Below are 17276 nucleotides of genomic sequence, written 5' to 3'. Positions count from 1 at the left end.
CAGTGGTCGGGCTTGTTCGGGTGCATCAATTGTCGGGGTGTTCACTCGCTACAGAATCGGCGGCGTCTACGTCCGACATGTCCTCTTCCAGAGGGGCGTCGTCATCCGGTGGTAGAGGCGCCTCAGGTTGGCCGCGCCGGGGATCATGGCCGGTTTCATTGTCTGTACCGCGCGTTACGCCCTGCTGGGATACGTTCCCTGGGGCCTTCTCGTCAATTTCCATGCTGGCTCTCCGTTCTGGCGCGCGGGATGTCCGTGCTTGAACATCAGAGGCGGTGCGGGATTGGGAGTGCCCGGCGATGGACGAACGGTGTGGATCAATTTCATAACGGCCCTAACGATCCCAGAGTCTCTATCAAGCGCAAGATTGCTGGTTTCTCGGCTGGTTTTTCGCCGATGCAGCACACGTCCGGGTCAGTGAGAGAACACCAAACAGACACTGGGTCTCCTACCTGCAGGCCGTAGGTGGCTTTACGAAGCGTTGCCGTTGACCAAGCGTCAACCGTCTCGTTGAGAGACTTGTGAAACCGCTGCCCGTTGACGCTATAGCTGAAGCTCATGAACTGCCGTCCGGCCCACGGCGTGTCACTCCCGACAAAGGTTACATAGCCTGGTACCACGTGCCCCAGAGGTATGTCCTTAGCACTCATGAGTTCTCTCCTGAGAATATGCCCGACACTCGCCATTTTTTGCGCCCTTGAACTGTTATAGCCGAAAGGTACGCAGAGCGATCAGCCCTTGGTCGGCGAAGTCTGGTCGGCGGGACAGCGTGTTTACAGGATGAATGGCGGGAACGCGAGGCAGTGAAGATCGGTCATACAACGAAAGCTGCGCAATAACACGGATGACTGAGTGGCGAAATCAAAGTTTCTGGAGCAAGGCGTGGACTCGTTTTGCTTTGCGTTTTTGTGGGGAGCACGGGTAGATGGCCGATCTGATGGAAATGCTCGACGGCCCAAGGACCGCCCAGCAGGAACTGTTCTACGACCTCGAAGATGCGATGGCTGTTATCGCCTGGTCAGTAAATGAGCTGAGCAATATCGCCGGAACCGCCAGATCACCAGACGAAGCTATCGCCCTGATGAAGATGGGCACCCTGCTCGCTGCCCAACAGGAAAAGCTCAGCGGGTATGCGGATGAGGTGAAGGCGGGAAGGATTGTGCGGGAGAACAACGAGTAAGTGATCGCGGTGATCTGATGAGCGCAACCTTTCACGCGCCTTTCACAATCGAACGCTTATCGTGACTCCAGCTCCTAGTGAACACCTTTAAGCCCGCCCTCCCCATCGCGGGCTTTTCTTTGCCTGGAATTCAGCAAACGGTGATATCAAAACATTCATCCAGTTTCATTTGTTGATGGCCTGGGCTGTCGCCTTAATGCTCCAACACGAACTCGTGCACAGGAGCAAAAATAATGAAAAAACGTCAACCGCTACTTCAACTCAATACCTTGGCCGTGGCGCTGGCATTTGCCTTCCCGGCCATGAGCTACGCCAGCGATCAGTCCGATTCCAAGGGTTTTGTCGCGGACAGCAGTTTAAATATTCTCAACCGCAACGTGTTCTGGAACCAGAACGGCAGCGGCAACCACACCCGTGACTGGAGCCAGGCGCTGATGGCGACCTACAGCTCGGGCTTCACCCAAGGCACCATCGGCATCGGCATTGATGCGTTTGCCGACCTGGCGTTGCGCATCGACGGCGACACCGACCGTGCCGGTGGCCCGAACATTCCCTCCGACGCCAATGGCAATCCGGATCACGGCTTCGCGAAGGCCGGCGGTGACGTCAAGTTCCGCATTTCCAATACCACGCTCAAGGTCGGCGACTTGCAGCCCACGTCGCCGGTGTTCGCCACCGCCGATAACTACCTGATGCCACAGACCGCGTCAGGCTTCCAGATCGACAGTCATGAAATCACCGGCCTGAACCTGGAGGCCGGTCATTACACCTCCGGCACCGGTAACACCACCACGTCGCGTAGCGGCGACATTCTCGCCAGCTATGCCGGTGTGGGTGCCGCGTCGGCCAGCTTCGCGGGAGGCAAGTACCAGTTCAGCAAGGAATTCACCGCGTCGCTGTACGGAGCGCACCTGGAAGACGTGTGGAATCAGTACTACGTCAATTTGAACCTTGTTCATCCACTGACCACTGACCAATCCGTCGCGCTGGACTTCAACCTCTATCGCACACTGGACGACGGCAGCGCCAAGGCCGGTACCATCGACACCACCGCCGCCTCGCTGGCGGCTGCCTACACCCTGGGCGCGCAGACCTTCACCCTGGCCGGACAGAAGGTCCATGGTGACGAGCCGTTCGACTATGTAGGCTTTGGGGAGACCAACGCCGGTGTGGGTGCGGGCCGCTACGGTAACTCCATCAACCTCGCTGACTCGGTGCAATACTCCGACTTCAACGGGCCGGGCGAAAAGTCCTGGCAGATGCGCTATGACCTGGACATGAGCACCTTTGGCGCCCCCGGCCTGAGCTTCATGGCCCGCCATATTCGCGGCTCCGGCATCGACGGTACGCATACGGCCAGCAACTCGGCCTACACCGGGTTCTATGGTGCCAACGACCAGGAACACGAAACCGACGCCGAAGTGAAATACGTCGTACAGAGTGGGCCGGCCAAGAAACTGTCCTTTCGCCTGCGGGAGGCCTGGCACGATGGCGATGCGTCCACCGGGGGGCATTTGGTGCCGACGCGCCTGATTACCGAGTATCCGATGAATATCTTCTGAACAGGTGGGCTTGCGCAGTCCATTCATTATCTAAACGCCAGAAACACAAAAGCCCCGCACTAGCGGGGCTTTTGTTTGAATCTTGGCGGGAAACCAGGGATTCGAACCCTGGGAACGCTATTAACGTTCGCCGGTTTTCAAGACCGGTGCATTCAACCACTCTGCCAATTTCCCTTGTGCAACACAGGATTAGCGTAGCCCATCCTGTCTCAGCGGGCGCCATAATACCCGAATGAAACACACTGTCAAACTCTCGCCATAGCTTGTTACAGAGCGTCTGTTATGATCCTTGCGACTGAATGTTTCAAAACTGAAGGAGTGTCGCCATGCGCGAACAGAATTACGCAGTGAATGGAAACGCGCAGGCTGAGCAGCTAGAGGTTAGCCGCGTCCTGCGCAATACGTACGGCTTGCTCGCTCTCACCCTCGCTTTCAGCGGCGTGATGGCCTTCGTAGCCCAGCAAATGCGCGTCGGCTACCCGAATATCTTTGTGGTGCTGATCGGCTTCTACGGTCTTTTCTTCCTGACCAACAAGCTGCGCGACTCGGCCTGGGGCCTGGTGTCGGCGTTTGCCTTGACCGGTTTCATGGGCTTCATCCTCGGCCCGATCCTTAACCGTTACCTCGGCATGGCCGGCGGCGCGGAAGTGGTCAGCTCGGCATTTGCCATGACCGCCCTGGTGTTTGGTGGTTTGTCGGCCTACGTGCTGATCTCCCGCAAGGACATGAGCTTCCTGGGTGGTTTCATCACCGCCGGTTTCTTCGTGTTGCTGGCAGCAGTACTGGCAGGCATGTTCTTCCAGATCAGCGGCCTGCAATTGGCGATCAGCGCCGGTTTCGTGCTGTTCTCCTCGGCCTGCATCCTGTTCCAGACCAGCGCTATCATCCAGGGTGGCGAGCGTAACTACATCATGGCCACCATCAGCCTGTATGTATCGATCTACAACCTGTTTATCAGCTTGTTGCAGATCTTCGGCATCATGGGCCGCGACGACTGATCGCAGCCACATGCAAAAAGCCCGCTTCGGCGGGCTTTTTGTTGCCTGCGGCTTTATCATTGCCACAGGTTTTGCCTTCAGAGTGTTCCATGAAGTTCGCGATTGCGCTTTTTTCCGCCGCCCATGCGCCCTCCTCGCGCCGTGCCTTGCTGTTCGCCCAGGCCGCGCTGGCGGGTGGGCATGAAATTGTGCGGCTGTTTTTTTATCAGGATGGCGTCTACAGCGCGTCCAATAACGTGGTTGCGCCGCAGGATGAGCAGGACATCGCCCGCCAGTGGCGCGAGTTTGTCAGCGAGCATCAGCTCGATGGCGTGGTGTGCATCGCTGCGGCCCTGCGCCGTGGGGTGCTGAATGCCGAAGAGGCCACCCGCTATCAACGCAGCGCGGTGAACCTGGAGGCGCCGTGGGCGCTGTCCGGGCTGGGGCAACTGCATGACGCCGCCCAGACCGCTGACCGTTTGATCTGCTTCGGAGGGCCGTGACATGTCGAAATCCTTACTGGTGATCAGCCGACAGGCACCGTGGTCCGGCCCCAGTGCCCGTGAAGCGCTGGATATCGTGTTGGCTGGCGGCGCGTTTGATTTGCCGATTGGCCTGTTGTTTCTGGATGACGGCGTGTTTCAACTGGCCGCGAGCCAGGACGCCAAGGCCGTGCAACAGAAAGACCTGAGCGCCAACCTCCAGGCCCTGGAATTGTTTGGCATTGAAGAGGTGTTTGCCTGCAGCCATAGCCTGTCGGAGCGTGGCCTGACCGCCTCCGGCAACGCCCAGCCGCTGAGCAGCGAACAGATTTCACAGATGATTGACCGTTACGACCAGGTGATTACCCTCTGATGTCGACTTTGCATGTGGTGTCCCACTCCCCTTTTACCGACAGCCGGCTGGACAGCTGCCTGCGCCTCTGTGGCGCCCAGGACGCGATCCTGCTGTGCGGCGATGGCGCCTACGCCCTGCAACCCGCCAGCGCACCCTGCCAGGCCCTGCAAGCCAAGGGCGTGAAGGTGTTTGTGCTGGCCGAAGACAGCCAGGCACGCAATCTTGCGCTGCCTGCCTGGGCCGCCTGCGTCGATTACCCGGCCTTCGTCCAGCTGTCGATCGATTACGACAAGGTCAACACCTGGCTATGAACACCCTGACCGTAGGCGAACGCACCCTCGAACTGGACAAGGACGGCTACCTCGCCAACCTGAGCGACTGGTCCAGCGACGTAGCCAACGCCCTCGCCACCGCAGAAGACCTGGAGCTGACCCCGCAACACTGGGAAATCCTCGAGCTGCTGCGGGGCTTCTACAACGAATTCCAGCTGTCGCCCGCTACCCGCCCGCTGATCAAGTACACCGCCTTGAAACTGGGCCCGGAAAAGGGCAACAGCCTGCACCTCAACCGACTGTTCAAAGGCACTCCCGCCAAACTCGCCGCCAAGCTGGCGGGCCTGCCCAGGCCGACGAATTGCTTATGACTGATTTTGCCCCGTTGATCACTGAAACCCCTGCCGAGCACCCGTTCGCGCCGTTCGTGCGCATCCTTGGCAAAGGCAAGCGCGGCGCCCGCAACCTCACCCGTGAGGAAGCCCGGGAAGCCATGGGCATGCTGCTGGATGAGAAGGTCGAAGACACCCAGCTCGGCGCCTTCCTGATGCTGCTGCGCCACAAGGAAGAAAGCCCGGAAGAACTCGCGGGTTTCACCGAAGCCGTGCGCGAACGCCTGAATGCACCGTCACTCAATGTGGATGTCGACTGGCCTACCTACGCCGGTAAAAAACGCCACCTGCCGTGGTGCCTGTTGGCAGCCAAATGCCTGGCACAGAACGGCGTGCGCATCCTGATGCACGGCGGCGGCGCGCATACGGCGGGCCGCCTGTATACCGAGCAATTGCTGGAAGGCTTGCAGATTCCGCTATGCCGCAACTGGCAACAGGTCGAGGCCGCCCTTGAAAAGGGCAACCTGGCGTTTATCCCGCTGGGAGATTGGGCGCCGCAACTGCAGCGCATGATCGACCTGCGCAACACCCTGGGCCTGCGTTCGCCGATCCACTCCCTGGCACGCATTCTCAATCCGCTGAGCGCCCGCTGCGGCCTGCAAAGCATCTTCCATCCGGGTTACCAGGGCGTTCATCGCGATGCCAGCGGCTTGCTTGGCGACAACACCATCGTGGTCAAGGGCGACGGCGGCGAGATCGAGATCAACCCGGACACCATCAGCCACCTGTACGGCACCACCGGCGGCGAAAGCTGGGATGAAGAGTGGCCCGCCCTCTCCGCTCAGCGCCACGTCAAACCTGCGGCGCTGGAGCCCGAGCATTTGAAAGCGCTGTGGCGCGGCGACGTGCAGGACAGCTACCCGCAACTGGCACTGATCGCCACCATGGCCTTGGCTTTGCGCGGCCTCGGCCACCCAAGGGAGCAGGCGTTTGAACTGGCCCAGCAATACTGGGACGCCCGGGACAGATCGATTTAGTCGATCATTAACCCCCAGCCTTTGCGCTTTTTGTTCGAACTCAGACCTTTAGACTGCACTCCAACGCTTATTAGCCAAGGAGTCAGTCATGGGTTTGCTGATCGAAGGACGCTGGCATGACCAGTGGTACGAAAGTAGCGCAGACGGCGCCTTCCAACGGGAACAGGCACAACGCCGCAACTGGGTAACCGCCGATGGCGAACCCGGCCCGACCGGTGAAGGCGGCTTTGCGGCCGAAGCCGGCCGCTACCATTTGTATGTCTCCCTCGCCTGCCCCTGGGCGCACCGCACATTGATCCTGCGCAAGCTTAAAGGCCTCGAAGGCCTGATCGACGTGTCTGTGGTCAGTTGGTTGATGCTGGAAAACGGCTGGACCTTCGACAAGGCCCACGGCTCCAGCGGCGACAAACTCGACGACTTCACCTACATGCACCAACGCTACACCGCCGACACCGCCAGCTACACCGGGCGCGTCACGGTGCCGGTGTTGTGGGACAAGAAGCTCAAGCGGATTGTCAGCAACGAGTCGGCTGAGATTATTCGCATGTTCAACAGTGTGTTTAATGAACTGACCGGCAATCAGTTGGATTTCTATCCCGAGGCACAGCGCTCGACCATCGACGCACTGAACGACCGGATCTATCCCGCCGTGAACAACGGTGTGTACCGCGCAGGCTTTGCCACGTCGCAAAAGGCTTATGAAGCGGCATTTGATGATGTGTTTGCCGAGTTGGATCACCTTGAACAGCACTTGGGTGAGCATCGTTATTTGGCGGGGGAATACCTGACGGAGGCCGATGTAAGGCTTTTCACCACGGCGATCCGGTTTGATGCGGTGTACTACAGCCACTTCAAATGCAACCTGCGGCGAATCGCGGATTATCCGAATTTGTCGAATTGGCTAAGGGAACTGTATCAGTGGCCGGGGATTGCCGAGACGGTGGACTTTGCCCACATCAAGGGGCACTACTACGCCAGTCACCGTACGATTAATCCGACGGGGATTGTGCCGAAAGGGCCGTTGCAGACGTTTGATGCGGAGCATGACCGCGAGCGGTTGAGCGGGAAAGGCGTCTGGAGTTGATCCAAGCCCTGTAGGAGCAAGCTTGCTCGCGAAGGTCGTCAACGATAACGCGCTCATTCTGAATGAACGCAGTGCCTTTGAGTTTTTCGCGAGCAAGCTCGCTCCTACACTGGACTGTGTCGCGGTGTTTAGACTTGCGACTGAGCGCCTTCAAACCACTTCAGCTTCTCACGCAACTGCACCACTTCTCCCACAATCACCAGTGTCGGCGCATGAACCTCATGCTCCGCCACCATGCGTGGCAAATCAGCCAGCGTGCCGGTAAACACCCGCTGGTTGGACGTAGTGCCTTGCTGGATCAACGCCGCCGGCGTATCCGCCGAACGGCCATGCTTGATCAATTGTTCGCAGATGATCGGCAACCCGATCAAGCCCATGTAGAACACCAGGGTCTGCGAAGGCCCCACCAGATCACTCCACGGCAGGTCCGAAGTCCCGTCCTTCAAGTGCCCGGTAATAAAGCGAACCGATTGCGCATAGTCGCGGTGGGTCAGCGGAATACCGGCATACGCCGCGCAACCGCTGGCCGCCGTAATGCCCGGCACCACCTGGAACGGGATGCCATGGGCCGCCAGCTCTTCGATCTCTTCACCGCCACGACCAAAGATGAACGGATCGCCACCCTTGAGCCGCAGTACGCGCTTGCCTTGCTTGGCCAAATCCACCAGTTGCTGATTGATCTGGTCTTGCGGCACCGCATGGTCGGCGCGGCGCTTGCCGACATACACCCGCTCGGCATCACGCCGGCACAGCTCAAGAATCGCCGGTGCCACCAGGCGGTCGTACAGCACCACATCGGCTTGTTGCATCAAGCGTAAGGCGCGGAAGGTCAGCAGGTCGGGATCACCCGGGCCTGCGCCCACCAAGTAAACTTCGCCTGGTGCATGAGGCGGCGCACCGTTGATTTTCTCGACCAGCAAACGCTCAGCTTCAGCGCCCTGCCCGGCCAGTTGCCGATCAGCAATCGGGCCTTGAAACACTTCCTCCCAGAACGCGCGACGCTGCTGCACATCCGGAAACAGACCTTTGACCTGACTACGAAACCGCGCCGCCAACCCGGCCAACTGGCCATACGTCGACGGAATCCAGGTTTCCAGCTTGGCGCGAATCAACCGCGCCAGCACCGGCGCATCGCCGCCGCTGGACACTGCGATCACCAACGGCGAACGGTCGACAATCGCCGGGAAGATCACGCTGCACAAGGCCGGCGCGTCTACCACGTTGACCGGTACGCAACGACGCCGGGCATCGCTGGACACTTGCGCGTTCAGCGGCTCGTCGTCGGTCGCGGCGATGATCAGGGTGCAACCGTCGAGGTCGGCCTCCTGATAACCGCGCAAAATCAGTTCACCGCCACTGCCCTGCACCAGTTCACGCAACTGGTCTTCAATCTGGGGAGCAACCACCCGCAACAACGCGCCGGCGTCAGCCAGCAGCCGGGATTTGCGCAAGGCAATCTCCCCGCCACCGACGACCAACACACGACTGCCGCGCAGGTTATGAAACAGCGGCAGAAATTCCATTTAGCCGATGACCTCAACGCCTGCCATGTACGGCTTGAGCACTTCCGGTACGCGGATCGAACCGTCAGCCTGCTGGTAGTTTTCCAGCACCGCTACCAGGGTACGGCCTACAGCCAGGCCCGAACCGTTGAGGGTGTGGACCAGCTCAGGCTTGCCGGTTTCCGGGTTACGGAAACGCGCCTGCATGCGACGGGCCTGGAAATCACCGCAGTTGGAGCACGACGAAATCTCGCGGTATTTGTCCTGGCTCGGCACCCACACTTCCAGGTCGTACGTCTTCACGGCGCTGAAACCCATGTCGCCGGTGCACAGCGCCAGAACGCGGTACGGCAGCTCCAGCAGTTGCAGGACGCGTTCGGCGTTGGCGGTCAGGCCTTCCAGCGCTTCCATGGAGGTCGACGGCTCGACCACCTGAACCATCTCGACTTTGTCGAACTGGTGCTGGCGGATCATACCGCGGGTGTCGCGGCCCGATGCACCGGCTTCACTGCGAAAGCACGGCGAGTGGGCAACAAACTTGATCGGCAGTTGCTTGGCATCGAGAATTTCGCCGGCCACGATATTGGTCAGCGACACTTCGGCCGTCGGGATCAGGTAAAGATCGGCTTCGCCGTCGCGGCTGATCTTGAACAGGTCTTCCTCGAACTTCGGCAACTGGCTGGTGCCCATCAACGCAGGCGCCTGAACCAGGTACGGGGTGTAAGCCTCTTCGTAACCGTGTTCGGCGGTGTGCAGGTTGATCATGAACTGCGCCAGGGCACGGTGCATGCGCGCGATCGGGCCGCGCAGCAAGGCAAAGCGCGCGCCGGACATTTTGGCGGCTGTTTCGAAATCCAGGCCGCCGGTCAATTCGCCCAGGGCGACGTGGTCCTTGATCTCAAAATCGAAGGCTTTTGGCGTGCCCCAGCGACGGACTTCGACGTTGCCGTCTTCGTCTGCGCCGATCGGCACGGATTCGTGCGGCAGGTTGGGAATACCCAGCAGGATCGAGTCCAGTTCGGTCTGGATCGCGTCCAGCTCGACTTTGCCGCAAGCCAACTCGCCCGCCATACGCTCGACGTCCGCCATCAACGGCGCGATGTCTTCGCCGCGCTGCTTGGCCTGACCGATGGATTTGGAACGCGCATTACGCTCAGCCTGCAGTGCTTCGGTGCGGGTCTGGACGGTCTTGCGCTGTTCTTCCAGCGCTTCGATGCGCGCAACATCCAAGGCAAAGCCACGGGATGCCAGGCGGTCCGCTACGTCCTGAAGGTTGCTACGTAACAGTTTGGAATCGAGCATGTCGGTCTCTCGTTTATCAAAGTTTGGTCAAGGACAGGCCAGCCCAGGTGGCGAGCAGCCCGCCGAACACGCTGATGGCCAGGTACCCGAAGGCGACCGGTGCCTGCCCGCTTTCCAGCAGGCGTAGCGTGTCCAGTGAAAAGGATGAAAAGGTCGTCAGACCGCCTACAAAGCCAACAATCAAGCCGGCACGAATCTCAATCGGCACGTCCGGGCGAATCAAAAACCACCCGTACAACAGGCCGATGATCAAACAGCCCACCAGGTTGACCGCCAGGGTCGCCGCATAAAAATGCTTCGGCCAGTTGGCGCTGACCCAGGTGCTGGTGGCGAAACGCAATAATGTACCAGCGATGCCGGCCACGGACACGGCAAGAATCGTTCTAAGCACTACTTTCTCCGCTGTTTCGGACTGAGCCGGTCAAGTTGGGCGAGGTGATTGAGCTTTTCGCCGATCTTCAGCTCCAGGCCGCGAGGCACTGGCTGGTAGAACGGTTGCGGTTCAAGGTCATCCGGGAAGTAATCTTCACCAGCCGCATAGGCGTCCGGCTCATCATGGGCATAGCGGTATTCGTCACCATAGCCGAGTTGCTTCATCAGCTTGGTCGGTGCGTTGCGCAAGTGCAGCGGCACTTCCAGCGAACCATGCTCGGCGGCTGCACGCAATGCGGACTTGAAGCCCATGTACACCGCGTTGCTCTTCGGCGCGCAGGCCAGGTACGTGATGGCCTGGGCCACCGCTAACTCGCCTTCGGGGCTGCCCAAGCGTTCCTGCACTTCCCAGGCGGCGAGGCACAGGCTCAGCGCGCGCGGGTCGGCGTTGCCGATATCTTCGCTGGCCATACGCACCACGCGCCGGGCCAGGTACAGCGGATCGCAGCCGCCGTCGATCATGCGCGCAAACCAGTACAGCGCGCCGTCAGGATTGGAGCCGCGCACCGACTTGTGCAATGCGGAAATCTGGTCGTAGAAGGCTTCGCCGCCCTTGTCGAAACGCCGGCGGGTGTCGCCCAGCAGGCTTTGCAGCAGGTCGACACCGATCTCGCTGCCGTCCTCGGCCAGGTCGGAAGCATTCTCCAGCAGGTTGAGGAAGCGTCGACCATCACCATCAGCAGCGGTCAGCAGAATCTTGAAACCTTCCTCGCTGACACTCAACTGCCGCTTGCCCAAGCCCTTGTCTTCGCTCAGCGCGCGCTGCAACAGCTTCTGCATCGCGGCTTCGTCGAGGCTTTTGAGCACATAGACACGCGCCCGGGACAGCAAGGCGTTGTTCAATTCAAAGGACGGGTTTTCGGTGGTGGCGCCAATAAAGATCAGCGTGCCATCTTCGACATACGGCAAAAACGCATCCTGCTGAGACTTGTTGAAACGATGCACTTCGTCGACAAACAGGATGGTGCGCTTGCCGTATTGCCCGGCCTGTTGCTTGGCGACTTCCACCGCCTGGCGGATCTCCTTGACCCCAGCGAGCACCGCCGAAACCGTTTCGAAGTGCGCATCCGAGACTTTCGCCAGGAGCCGCGCCAGGGTGGTTTTACCCACGCCCGGCGGCCCCCAGAAAATCATCGAGTGCAGCGCACCCTGCTCCAGGGCTTCGCGCAAAGGCTTGCCGCGAGCGAGCAGGTGTTCCTGCCCGACGTACTCGTCCAGGTTGGTCGAGCGCAGGCGCGCCGCCAGAGGCTGAGCAATCGGGTCACTTCGAAACAGGTCCATGGGCAGCGTTTGAAACCTCTAGGCAGTTTATTCCTGGATCACGTCGGCACCCTTCGGGATGTCGAACTTGAACTTGGACGCGGCCACCGGCTCGTTGGCCTTGACCCCGGTGAACAGGATATTGGTGCGTTGGCCAACGCTGTCGACCAACTGCATGTCGTTGATCACGCCGTTGCGGAACGACAGGCGCAGGCTGTCGAACAGCGTGTCTTTGGATTTAGGCTTGAGGGTGAAGTCGATCACGCCGCTGGCCTGCTTGGAGGTGATGTCAAAACTCTGGCTGATCTGCGACACATCGCCCGACAGCAGCAACGCCGGCGTCTGGCTCAGGCGCGGATCAAGCTTCTTGATGGTCGCCTGCTCCAGGTCCGGGTCCCACAGGGTCACTTTCTGGCCGTCGGAAACGATGGTCTGATCGTTTGGCGCGTCGGTTTTCCAGTAGAACAGCCCTGGACGCTGCACGGCCATTTCGCCGGCGGTTTCCTGCAATTGAGTGCCGCCGCCGTCCAGGGTCAACTGGGAGAAGCGCGCGGTCAGGGTCTTGGATTTGTCCAGCAGGTTGGTCAGGCTCGCAACGGAAGCCGGATCAGCGTGAGCCGAAACAGCAGTCAGGGCCAATGCCGGCAACAACAGCATGCGGATAAGACGCATGGGAGTCCTCATAGATTCGTTTGCAAGGCGTGCCGCGTGTTGCCACGCGGTACGTAATCAGTCACGCATCTGCGCTGGCGCAATGACTTCGCGCGAGCCGTTGGTGTTCATCGAGGTGACCACGCCGGCCATTTCCATGGCTTCGATCATGCGCGCAGCCCGGTTGTAGCCAATCTTCAGCTTGCGCTGTACAGCGGAGATCGAGGCACGGCGGCTTTCAAGGACGAACTGCACCGCTTCGTCATAGAGCGCGTCAGTCTCGGCGTCATCGTCGCCACCACTGCTGCCACCGTCGAAGCCGCTGCCGGCCTCTTCGACGCCTGCAAGGATGTCGTCGTTGTATTCCGGGGCGCCGCGCAGTTTCCAGGCTTCCACCACACGGTGCACTTCATCGTCGGAGACGAAGGCGCCGTGAACACGGATCGGCAGGCTGGTGCCCGGCGGCATGTAGAGCATGTCACCGTGGCCCAGCAGTTGCTCGGCGCCGCCCTGGTCGATGATGGTCCGGGAGTCGATCTTGCTCGATACCTGGAACGCCATTCGGGTCGGGATGTTGGCCTTGATCAGGCCGGTGATCACGTCCACCGATGGGCGCTGGGTAGCCAGGATCAAGTGGATACCGGCGGCCCGCGCTTTCTGGGCGATACGGGCGATCAGCTCTTCGACCTTCTTGCCGACAATCATCATCATGTCGGCAAATTCGTCGACCACCACCACGATGGTCGGCAGCTTGGTCAACAGCGGCGCTTCGTCGTGAATGTTTTCGCGCTTGTACAGCGGGTCGGTCAGCGGTGTGCCGGCGTCCTGGGCTTCCTTGACCTTGGCGTTGAAGCCCGACAGGTTACGTACGCCCATCTTCGCCATCAGCTTGTAGCGCCGCTCCATCTCGGCGACGCTCCAGCGCAGGGCGTTGGCGGCGTCCTTCATGTCGGTTACTACCGGGCACAGCAGGTGCGGGATGCCTTCGTAGATCGACAGCTCAAGCATTTTCGGGTCGATCATGATCAGCTTGGCGTCTTCCGGGCCAGACTTGAACAGGATCGACAGGATCATCGCGTTCACACCCACCGACTTACCGGAACCGGTGGTACCGGCAACCAGCAAGTGCGGCATTTTCGCCAGGTCAGTGATCACCGGCTTGCCGCCGATGTCGTGGCCCAGGGCCAGGGTGACCGGCGATTTGAAGTTGTCGTATTCCGGGGTCGACAGCACCTCGGAGAAGCGCACGATCTGCCGGTCTTCGTTGGGAATCTCGATGCCGACGGTGGTCTTGCCCGGAATCACTTCCACCACCCGCACACTGGTCACGGCCAGCGAACGCGCCAGGTCCTTGGCCAGGTTGGAAATGCGGCTGACCTTCACGCCGGCAGCCGGCTGGATTTCGTAGCGGGTAATCACCGGGCCCGGGTGGATCGAGTCCACGGAGACTTCGACGCCGAATTCCTTGAGCTTGATTTCCAGCAGGTGGCCGACGGCCGCGAGGGATTCAGGGGAATAGTTGAGCTGTTTCTTTTCAGCAGGATCGAGAATCGAGATCGGCGGCAAGGTGCCTTCCACGGCGCTGTCGACAAACAGCGGCGCCTGTTTCTCTTTCTGCACGCGATGGCTCGGCTCCGGCGCCTTGGTCGGCGCAGGCGCGATCACCGGCGGTACCTGCTTTTCGCGGTCCGACATGTGCTTGGTCAGGGCCTGCTCGCGTTCGATCAGGCGCTCCTTGACCTTGGCTTGCTCACGTCGGTCCGGCGTGCTTGGGGCCACGACCTCGTTGACGCGGGTGTCGACCTCGCGCAGTTGCGCAACCATGCGTTTGCGATCAACCCGCGCCGACCACCAGCGATTGGCGGCGCCCTGGAACAGTTCGAGCAGGTCGAGGGTGATCTTGCCGGTCACGTCCATGACCTTGAACCAGGACAGGTCGGTAAACACGGTGAGGCCAAACAGGAACAGCGCGATAAACATCAGGGTGCTGCCCTGGATATTCAGGGTTCTGCGGGCCAGGTCTCCGAGGCTTTCGCCCAATGCGCCGCCAGCACCGGCCGGCAAACCGGTCGGTGCGTGGAAATGGATATGGGCCAGGGCCGCACCCGACAGTACAAGGAACACCAAGCCAATCAGGCGCCAGGAGAACAGCCAGCCGCTCCACTGCCACGGCTCATGACGCTGGCGGAAGATCTGCCAGGTCTTGATGGCCAGCAGCAACGGGAAGATATAGGCGAAGTAACCCAGCACCATAAACAGGATATCGGCGCTGTAGGAGCCGGCCGGGCCGCCGAAGTTCTGTACGTCTTCGATCTTGCTGTTATGGCTCCAGCCTGGATCGTCCTTGCCATAGGTCAGCAAGGCCATCATCAGGAACAGGCACAGCGCGCCGATGGCGATCAGTGCACCTTCCTTGAGGCGGTAGTGCAGGTGCTGGCGCCAGGCGGGCACGACTGCGGCTTTAGGTGTTGCGGCGGATTTCTTCAAAACGGGTCTTTTCCTGCGCCTTTAGCGCGTCCATCTATTGAATGACTGCAAAATACTGCTCAATCCGAGCAGGTAAAAAATGAACGAGTGCCAGTGAAGCTACTTTTAACACTCTGCAACTGATTCATGAAACGGCGATAACGCCCCAATGGCCGCATTGTACGGGTTTGTGTGCGCTATGCCACGCACTTGGCCCCACGTTACACAGCATAGCCAGTGTTCGGTTTCATAACGTTCAATTTGAGCATGCATTGTCTTTACTGACAAAGGCTTATGAGCTGTTTTTGCCAATCCAGGCTAGCTTGCCGACCGACGTACGCGATTACGACCACGGCCCCGGCATAGAGTTGCAGAAACACCCGTTCATGCTTATCTGCATCGATCCCATGTTCGGGGTAGCCCCAGAGCGTTTCGTCGACAATAATCACAGCTCTTGCAACGGGCAACATCGCCGTTACCGCCCTCCCCTTCCGTAAGCCTGGATGCCATGCTGACCTGGTTACAACGCAACACCCTGACCTTCCCACCGCTGGCCAAGGCCATGCGCGAACCCAATGGCCTGCTCGCCGCCGGTGGCGACCTGTCGGCCGACCGCTTGATCCAGGCCTATCGCCATGGCTGCTTTCCCTGGTTCTCGGAAGGCCAGCCCATCCTCTGGTGGTCGCCCGACCCGCGCACCGTGCTGTTCCCCGACGAGCTGCATGTTTCCCGCAGCCTGGGCAAATTGTTGCGCCAACAGCGCTACAGCGTGACCTTCGACCAGGATTTCGCCGCTGTCATCCAGGCCTGCGCGGCGCCGCGCAGTTACGCAGACGGCACCTGGATCACCGAAGCCATGCAAAGCGCCTACCTGCAACTGCACCAGCGCGGCTATGCGCACTCGGTAGAGGTGTGGGACGAGGGCGAACTGGTCGGCGGCCTGTACGGCCTGGCGATGGGCCAGTTGTTCTTCGGCGAATCGATGTTCAGCCGCGCCGACAACGCCTCGAAATACGGCTTTGCCACCCTGGTTCGGCAACTTCAGGCATGGGGCTTTGTGCTGATCGACTGTCAAATGCCCACCGATCACCTGCACAGCCTCGGCGCCCGCGCCATCCCCCGCAGCGACTTTGCCAGTTACCTGCGCGACCATTTGGACCAAACCAGCTCTGCTCCGTGGGTTTCCTAGGCGACTTCCCCGCACCTGGCTTACACTTATTTCAAAGCTTATCCGAGGGTTGATCATGACCGAGCTGGCGCGTTTGAAGTTTTATGCCACTCAACCCCACTCTTGCAGCTATCTGCCCGATGAGCAGGCCACCACGCTGTTCCTCGACCCCAGCCAGCCGATGGACGTGCATGTGTATGCCGATTTGTCGGAAATGGGCTTCCGGCGCAGCGGCGACCACCTTTACCGGCCCCACTGCCAGAACTGCAACGCCTGCGTACCAGCGCGTATCCCGGTGGCGCAGTTCCTGCCGGACCGCAATCAGAAGCGCATCCTCAAGCGCAATGCCGACTTGACCGTCACTGCCGCCAAACCGGGCTTCAGTGAGGAATACTTCGACCTTTACCAACGCTACATCGAACAACGCCACGCCGACGGCGACATGTTCCCACCCAGCCGAGACCAGTTTTCCACCTTCCTGGTGCGCGACCTGCCCTTCTCGCGCTTCTACGAGTTTCGCCTTGAAGGACGCCTGGTCGCGGTAGCCGTCACCGACCTGCTGCCCAATGGCCTGTCGGCGGTCTACACCTTTTATGAGCCCGCCGAGGAACGCCGCAGCCTGGGACGCTTTGCAATCCTGTGGCAAATCGGCGAAGCCCTGCGCATGGAATTGGAGGCGGTGTACCTCGGATACTGGATCAAAAACTGCAAAAAGATGAACTACAAGACCCAATATCGACCCATTGAGCTGCTAATTAACCAAAGATGGGTCACCTTGAACTAGAACCTCTTGGCTTAAACACCCTTTTTCGGGCACAATGCACGCCGCTTTTGCCTGGCGCAGTTGCACCGGGCCATTCACTGGATACCGAGGGCTTTACTGCATGTCGAAAGAAGACAGCTTCGAAATGGAAGGCACTGTCGTCGACACCCTGCCCAACACCATGTTTCGTGTGGAGTTGGAAAATGGGCACGTCGTAACCGCGCATATCTCCGGCAAGATGCGCAAGAACTACATTCGTATTCTTACCGGTGACAAAGTGCGCGTCGAACTGACGCCCTATGACTTGAGCAAAGGGCGCATCACTTACCGCGCCCGTTAATCAAGTCAATACAAAACGCCCGGTTATGCCGGGCGTTTTTGTGTGTGCGGGATTTAATGTGGGAGCGGGCTTGCTCGCGAAGGCGGCGTGTCAGTCACTGATTGTGTCGAC

The 17276-nt window shown here is 59.9% G+C and carries 19 protein-coding genes and 1 tRNA gene; 12 read left to right on the top strand and 8 right to left on the bottom strand.

Annotated features, from left to right (window positions below; all coding sequences use genetic code 11):
- Positions 1 to 25: 25 nt before the first annotated feature.
- Complete coding sequence (locus tag CEC48_RS31795; protein WP_088423158.1) at positions 26 to 223, bottom strand: hypothetical protein; 198 nt, start codon at positions 221 to 223, stop codon at positions 26 to 28.
- Positions 224 to 925: 702 nt separating this feature from the next.
- Between CEC48_RS31795 and CEC48_RS07495 the strand changes: the two genes are divergently transcribed.
- Together CEC48_RS07495 and CEC48_RS07490 are read left to right on the top strand one after the other, a co-directional pair.
- Positions 926 to 1180 (top strand): hypothetical protein, encoded by a 255-nt coding sequence (locus CEC48_RS07495; protein ID WP_088423156.1) that lies wholly within the window; start codon positions 926 to 928, stop codon positions 1178 to 1180.
- A gap of 233 nt (positions 1181 to 1413) precedes the next feature.
- Entirely contained in the window at positions 1414 to 2742 is a 1329-nt protein-coding gene (locus tag CEC48_RS07490; protein ID WP_088423155.1) for an OprD family porin, read from the top strand.
- A gap of 83 nt (positions 2743 to 2825) precedes the next feature.
- Here CEC48_RS07490 and CEC48_RS07485 read toward each other — a convergent pair.
- Positions 2826 to 2916: transfer RNA gene (locus tag CEC48_RS07485), tRNA-Ser, on the bottom strand.
- A 152-nt stretch (positions 2917 to 3068) separates the two neighbouring features.
- Here CEC48_RS07485 and CEC48_RS07480 point away from each other — a divergent pair.
- From CEC48_RS07480 to CEC48_RS07450, 7 genes are all read left to right on the top strand, one after another.
- Positions 3069 to 3740, top strand: a complete 672-nt coding sequence (locus CEC48_RS07480; protein WP_003219636.1) for a Bax inhibitor-1/YccA family protein — start codon at positions 3069 to 3071, stop codon at positions 3738 to 3740.
- An 89-nt stretch (positions 3741 to 3829) separates the two neighbouring features.
- Positions 3830 to 4222: a sulfurtransferase complex subunit TusD gene (gene tusD, locus CEC48_RS07475; protein ID WP_088423154.1), complete on the top strand. Its 393-nt coding sequence runs from the start codon at positions 3830 to 3832 to the stop codon at positions 4220 to 4222.
- A 1-nt stretch (position 4223) separates the two neighbouring features.
- Positions 4224 to 4574, top strand: a complete 351-nt coding sequence (gene tusC, locus CEC48_RS07470; protein ID WP_088423153.1) for a sulfurtransferase complex subunit TusC — start codon at positions 4224 to 4226, stop codon at positions 4572 to 4574.
- Positions 4574 to 4867 carry a sulfurtransferase complex subunit TusB gene (tusB, locus tag CEC48_RS07465; RefSeq protein ID WP_088423152.1) on the top strand — a complete coding sequence of 98 codons (294 nt, stop codon included), beginning with the start codon at positions 4574 to 4576 and terminating at the stop codon, positions 4865 to 4867. Before tusC ends, tusB begins: the two co-directional genes overlap by 1 nt.
- Positions 4864 to 5199 (top strand): TusE/DsrC/DsvC family sulfur relay protein, encoded by a 336-nt coding sequence (locus CEC48_RS07460; RefSeq protein ID WP_088423151.1) that lies wholly within the window; start codon positions 4864 to 4866, stop codon positions 5197 to 5199. The genes tusB and CEC48_RS07460 overlap by 4 nt, the downstream gene beginning before the upstream one ends.
- Entirely contained in the window at positions 5196 to 6197 is a 1002-nt protein-coding gene (locus tag CEC48_RS07455) for a glycosyl transferase family protein (RefSeq protein WP_088423150.1), read from the top strand. The genes CEC48_RS07460 and CEC48_RS07455 overlap by 4 nt, the downstream gene beginning before the upstream one ends.
- Before the next feature lie 88 nt (positions 6198 to 6285).
- A complete protein-coding gene (locus CEC48_RS07450; RefSeq protein ID WP_088423149.1) occupies positions 6286 to 7281 on the top strand; it encodes a glutathione S-transferase family protein in 996 nt (331 codons plus the stop codon).
- A 128-nt stretch (positions 7282 to 7409) separates the two neighbouring features.
- On the opposite strand, the gene cysG is transcribed toward CEC48_RS07450, so the two are convergent.
- Genes cysG through CEC48_RS07420 form a run of 6 tightly spaced genes read right to left on the bottom strand, consistent with a single transcriptional unit; the run spans position 7410 to position 14915 of the window.
- Entirely contained in the window at positions 7410 to 8804 is a 1395-nt protein-coding gene (gene cysG / locus CEC48_RS07445; protein ID WP_088423148.1) for a siroheme synthase CysG, read from the bottom strand.
- Positions 8805 to 10085, bottom strand: coding sequence for a serine--tRNA ligase (gene serS / locus CEC48_RS07440; protein ID WP_088423147.1), 1281 nt, complete (start codon positions 10083 to 10085; stop codon positions 8805 to 8807).
- Positions 10086 to 10101: 16 nt separating this feature from the next.
- Positions 10102 to 10476 carry a fluoride efflux transporter CrcB gene (crcB, locus tag CEC48_RS07435; protein ID WP_088423146.1) on the bottom strand — a complete coding sequence of 125 codons (375 nt, stop codon included), beginning with the start codon at positions 10474 to 10476 and terminating at the stop codon, positions 10102 to 10104.
- Entirely contained in the window at positions 10476 to 11798 is a 1323-nt protein-coding gene (locus CEC48_RS07430) for a replication-associated recombination protein A (RefSeq protein ID WP_010172481.1), read from the bottom strand. The genes crcB and CEC48_RS07430 overlap by 1 nt, the downstream gene beginning before the upstream one ends.
- Before the next feature lie 27 nt (positions 11799 to 11825).
- Complete coding sequence (gene lolA, locus CEC48_RS07425; RefSeq protein ID WP_088423145.1) at positions 11826 to 12449, bottom strand: outer membrane lipoprotein chaperone LolA; 624 nt, start codon at positions 12447 to 12449, stop codon at positions 11826 to 11828.
- 57 nt (positions 12450 to 12506) lie between these two features.
- On the bottom strand, positions 12507 to 14915 hold the full coding sequence (locus CEC48_RS07420) for a DNA translocase FtsK (protein WP_088423144.1): 2409 nt from the start codon (positions 14913 to 14915) through the stop codon (positions 12507 to 12509).
- Between the two features lie 487 nt (positions 14916 to 15402).
- Here CEC48_RS07420 and aat point away from each other — a divergent pair, with 487 nt between their 5' ends.
- From aat to infA, 3 genes are all read left to right on the top strand, one after another.
- Positions 15403 to 16083: a leucyl/phenylalanyl-tRNA--protein transferase gene (gene aat / locus CEC48_RS07410; protein ID WP_088423142.1), complete on the top strand. Its 681-nt coding sequence runs from the start codon at positions 15403 to 15405 to the stop codon at positions 16081 to 16083.
- A 55-nt stretch (positions 16084 to 16138) separates the two neighbouring features.
- Positions 16139 to 16846, top strand: coding sequence for an arginyltransferase (locus CEC48_RS07405; protein ID WP_017479517.1), 708 nt, complete (start codon positions 16139 to 16141; stop codon positions 16844 to 16846).
- Positions 16847 to 16946: 100 nt separating this feature from the next.
- On the top strand, positions 16947 to 17165 hold the full coding sequence (gene infA, locus CEC48_RS07400; protein ID WP_002553999.1) for a translation initiation factor IF-1: 219 nt from the start codon (positions 16947 to 16949) through the stop codon (positions 17163 to 17165).
- The last annotated feature ends 111 nt before the right edge of the window (positions 17166 to 17276 follow it).

This window comes from Pseudomonas sp. K2I15 (assembly GCF_002204795.1).
Lineage (GTDB): Bacteria > Pseudomonadota > Gammaproteobacteria > Pseudomonadales > Pseudomonadaceae > Aquipseudomonas.
The sequence above is the reverse complement of the archived record's forward strand: the minus strand, read 5'-3'. Positions and strand labels throughout refer to the sequence as shown.

Excerpts from the sequence above, each read along its gene's own strand:
- CEC48_RS07455 (WP_088423150.1), top strand. The coding sequence starts at position 5,196 with ATGACTGATTTTGCCCCGTTGATCACTGAAACCCCTGCCGAGCACCCG.
- CEC48_RS07450 (WP_088423149.1), top strand. The coding sequence starts at position 6,286 with ATGGGTTTGCTGATCGAAGGACGCTGGCATGACCAGTGGTACGAAAGT.
- CEC48_RS31795 (WP_088423158.1), bottom strand. The coding sequence starts at position 223 with ATGGAAATTGACGAGAAGGCCCCAGGGAACGTATCCCAGCAGGGCGTA.
- infA (WP_002553999.1), top strand. The coding sequence starts at position 16,947 with ATGTCGAAAGAAGACAGCTTCGAAATGGAAGGCACTGTCGTCGACACC.
- CEC48_RS07495 (WP_088423156.1), top strand. The coding sequence starts at position 926 with ATGGCCGATCTGATGGAAATGCTCGACGGCCCAAGGACCGCCCAGCAG.
- CEC48_RS07405 (WP_017479517.1), top strand. The coding sequence starts at position 16,139 with ATGACCGAGCTGGCGCGTTTGAAGTTTTATGCCACTCAACCCCACTCT.
- aat (WP_088423142.1), top strand. The coding sequence starts at position 15,403 with ATGCTGACCTGGTTACAACGCAACACCCTGACCTTCCCACCGCTGGCC.
- cysG (WP_088423148.1), bottom strand. The coding sequence starts at position 8,804 with ATGGAATTTCTGCCGCTGTTTCATAACCTGCGCGGCAGTCGTGTGTTG.
- CEC48_RS07490 (WP_088423155.1), top strand. The coding sequence starts at position 1,414 with ATGAAAAAACGTCAACCGCTACTTCAACTCAATACCTTGGCCGTGGCG.
- tusD (WP_088423154.1), top strand. The coding sequence starts at position 3,830 with ATGAAGTTCGCGATTGCGCTTTTTTCCGCCGCCCATGCGCCCTCCTCG.
- CEC48_RS07430 (WP_010172481.1), bottom strand. The coding sequence starts at position 11,798 with ATGGACCTGTTTCGAAGTGACCCGATTGCTCAGCCTCTGGCGGCGCGC.
- CEC48_RS07460 (WP_088423151.1), top strand. The coding sequence starts at position 4,864 with ATGAACACCCTGACCGTAGGCGAACGCACCCTCGAACTGGACAAGGAC.
- tusC (WP_088423153.1), top strand. The coding sequence starts at position 4,224 with ATGTCGAAATCCTTACTGGTGATCAGCCGACAGGCACCGTGGTCCGGC.
- tusB (WP_088423152.1), top strand. The coding sequence starts at position 4,574 with ATGTCGACTTTGCATGTGGTGTCCCACTCCCCTTTTACCGACAGCCGG.
- lolA (WP_088423145.1), bottom strand. The coding sequence starts at position 12,449 with ATGCGTCTTATCCGCATGCTGTTGTTGCCGGCATTGGCCCTGACTGCT.
- serS (WP_088423147.1), bottom strand. The coding sequence starts at position 10,085 with ATGCTCGATTCCAAACTGTTACGTAGCAACCTTCAGGACGTAGCGGAC.
- CEC48_RS07480 (WP_003219636.1), top strand. The coding sequence starts at position 3,069 with ATGCGCGAACAGAATTACGCAGTGAATGGAAACGCGCAGGCTGAGCAG.